Source organism: Micromonospora sp. NPDC049679 (assembly GCF_040659735.1).
Lineage (GTDB): Bacteria > Actinomycetota > Actinomycetes > Mycobacteriales > Micromonosporaceae > Micromonospora_I.
Genome location: NZ_JBFANZ010000081.1, coordinates 1,854 through 5,328 on the forward strand (window position 1 = coordinate 1,854; position 3,475 = coordinate 5,328).

Here is a 3,475-nt window from a genome sequence, read left to right on the forward strand (position 1 = left end):
CGCTGAGGTGGCGCAGCCACCGTATGTGGTGCTTGTTGTTTCGGTGCTGTCGTGCCAGGCATGACTGGGTATCTCATACCGGCCGTTGTTGACGGTGTTGGTGGGGTGCTGGTGGTTGTGGGTTGGTCGTTTGTTGAGAATTGCACAGTGGACGCGAGCATCTTTGTGGTCAAGTTGTCAAGGGCGAACGGTGAATGCCTTGGCACCAGGAGCCGATGAAGGACGTGGGAGGCCACGATAGGCCTGGGGGAGCTGCCAACCAAGCTGTGATCCCAGGGTGTCCGAATGGGGAAACCCGGCACCAGTCATGTGGTGTCACCCACACCTGAACACATAGGGTGTGTGGAGGGAACGCGGGGAAGTGAAACATCTCAGTACCCGCAGGAAGAGAAAACAAATTAGTGATTCCGTGAGTAGTGGCGAGCGAAAGCGGATTGAGGCTAAACCGGCTGCGTGTGATACCTGTCAGGGGTTGCGTGGTCGGGGTTGTGGGACTCTGCGGAACGGGCTGACACTCGTTCGAGAAGTTATAAAGCTAGTTGCTAGCCGAACAGCGTGGAATAGCTGACCGTAGACGGTGAGAGTCCGGTAGGTGAAAGTGGCTGGTCTTCTGTGGATGTTCCCGAGTAGCGGCGGACCCCTGAAATCTGCCGTGAATCTGCCAGGACCACCTGGTAAGCCTAAATACTTCCTGGTGACCGATAGCGGACTAGTACCGTGAGGGAATGGTGAAAAGTACCCCGGGAGGGGAGTGAAATAGTACCTGAAACCGTTCGCCTACAATCCGTCGGAGCCTTACGGGGTGACGGCGTGCCTTTTGAAGAATGAGCCTGCGAGTTAGTGGCATGTGGCGAGGTTAACCCGTGTGGGGGAGCCGTAGCGAAAGCGAGTCTGAACAGGGCGTTCAGTCGCGTGTCCTAGACCCGAAGCGGAGTGATCTAGCCATGGGCAGGCTGAAGCGCGGGTAAGACCGCGTGGAGGGCCGAACCCACCAACGTTGAAAAGTTGGGGGATGACCTGTGGTTAGGGGTGAAAGGCCAATCAAACTCCGTGATAGCTGGTTCTCCCCGAAATGCATTTAGGTGCAGCGTCGCGTGTTTCTTGCCGGAGGTAGAGCACTGGATGGTCTAGGGGGCCCACAAGCTTACCGAAATCAGCCAAACTCCGAATGCCGGTAAGTGAGAGCGCGGCAGTGAGACTGCGGGGGATAAGCTTCGTAGTCGAGAGGGAAACAGCCCAGATCACCAGCTAAGGCCCCTAAGCGTGTGCTAAGTGGAAAAGGATGTGGGATCGCATAGACAACCAGGAGGTTGGCTTAGAAGCAGCCACCCTTTAAAGAGTGCGTAATAGCTCACTGGTCAAGTGGTTCCGCGCCGACAATGTAGCGGGGCTCAAGCACACCGCCGAAGCTGTGGCACTCACATTTATACTTCGCCTGGCCTTTCGGGGTTGGGTGCAGGTGTGTGGGTGGGTAGGGGAGCGTCGTGCCGCGGGTGAAGCAGCAGGGTGACCTAGTTGTGGACGCGGCACGAGTGAGAATGCAGGCATGAGTAGCGAAAGAAGGGTGAGAAACCCTTCCGCCGGATGACCAAGGGTTCCAGGGCCAGGCTAATCCGCCCTGGGTGAGTCGGGACCTAAGGCGAGGCCGAGAGGCGTAGTCGATGGACAACGGGTTGATATTCCCGTACCCGCGAAAGAACGCCCATGACGAATCTTGTTGTGCTAACCACCCGAACCTGCGGAGACCTTCGGGTTGATGTGGGGGAGCGTGGGAACCTGGCGGGTAGTAGTCAAGCGATGGGGTGACGCAGGAAGGTAGCTGATCCCGGCCGGTGGTTGTGCCGGGGTAAGCGTGTAGGCCGTGGTGTAGGCAAATCCGCACCGCATATAGGCTGAGACGTGATGCCGAGCCGATTCAGGTGAAGTCAGTGATCCTATGCTGCCGAGAAAAGCCTCTAGCGAGTTCTTAGCGGCCCGTACCCCAAACCGACACAGGTGGTCAGGTAGAGAATACCGAGGCGATCGGGCGAACTGTGGTTAAGGAACTCGGCAAATTGCCCCCGTAACTTAGGGAGAAGGGGGGCCGGAGACGTGAAGCCCCTTGCGGGTGGAGCGTTGTATGGCCGCAGAGAGCAGGGGGAAGCGACTGTTTACTAAAAACACAGGTCCATGCGAAGACGTAAGTCGATGTATATGGACTGACGCCTGCCCGGTGCTGGAACGTTAAGGGGACCGGTTAGCCTTTCGGGGCGAAGCTGAGAACTTAAGCGCCAGTAAACGGCGGTGGTAACTATAACCATCCTAAGGTAGCGAAATTCCTTGTCGGGTAAGTTCCGACCTGCACGAATGGCGTAACGACTTCCCCACTGTCTCAACCACAGGCCCGGCGAAATTGCATTACGAGTAAAGATGCTCGTTACGCGCGGCAGGACGGAAAGACCCCGGGACCTTTACTATAGCTTGACATTGGTATCCGAATTAGCTTGTGTAGGATAGGTGGGAGACTGTGAAGCGGTCACGCCAGTGATCGTGGAGTCAACGTTGAAATACCACTCTGGTTGATTTGGGTATCTAACTTCGGACCGTGATCCGGTTCAGGGACAGTGTCTGGTGGGTAGTTTAACTGGGGCGGTTGCCTCCCAAAATGTAACGGAGGCGCCCAAAGGTTCCCTCAGCCTGGTTGGCAATCAGGTGTTGAGTGCAAGTACACAAGGGAGCTTGACTGTGAGACTGACAGGTCGAGCAGGGACGAAAGTCGGGACTAGTGATCCGGCACTTGCGAGTGGAAGCGGTGTCGCTCAACGGATAAAAGGTACCCCGGGGATAACAGGCTGATCTTCCCCAAGAGTCCATATCGACGGGATGGTTTGGCACCTCGATGTCGGCTCGTCGCATCCTGGGGCTGTAGCAGGTCCCAAGGGTTGGGCTGTTCGCCCATTAAAGCGGTACGCGAGCTGGGTTTAGAACGTCGTGAGACAGTTCGGTCCCTATCCGCCGTGCGCGTAGGATACTTGAGAAGGGCTGTCCCTAGTACGAGAGGACCGGGACGGACGAACCTCTGGTGTGCCAGTTGTCCCGCCAGGGGCACGGCTGGTTAGCTACGTTCGGAAGGGATAACCGCTGAAAGCATCTAAGCGGGAAGCTCGCTTCAAGATGAGGTATCCCACCCACTTGATGGGGTAAGGCCCCCAGCTAGACGACTGGGTTGATAGGCCGGAAATGTAAGCACGGTAACGTGTTGAGTTGACCGGTACTAATAGGCCGAGGACTTGACCTACAAAGCTGCTACGCGTCCACTGTGCAACTCCCGACAAACGAACACCCATAGGTGTTTGATAAGTCGATAGAGTTACGGCGGTCATGGCGGAGGGGAAACGCCCGGTAACATTCCGAACCCGGAAGCTAAGCCCTCCAGCGCCGATGGTACTGCACCCGGGAGGGTGTGGGAGAGTAGGACACCGCCGGACAAACATTC

2 rRNA genes are annotated in these 3,475 nt (G+C 56.9%); both read left to right on the forward strand.

The window, feature by feature from the left end:
* The first annotated feature begins 167 nt into the window (after positions 1-167).
* Positions 168-3,277, forward strand: a 23S ribosomal RNA gene (locus tag AB0J06_RS26185).
* Between the two features lie 73 nt (positions 3,278-3,350).
* A 5S ribosomal RNA gene (rrf, locus tag AB0J06_RS26190) occupies positions 3,351-3,467 on the forward strand.
* Positions 3,468-3,475 lie beyond the last annotated feature (8 nt).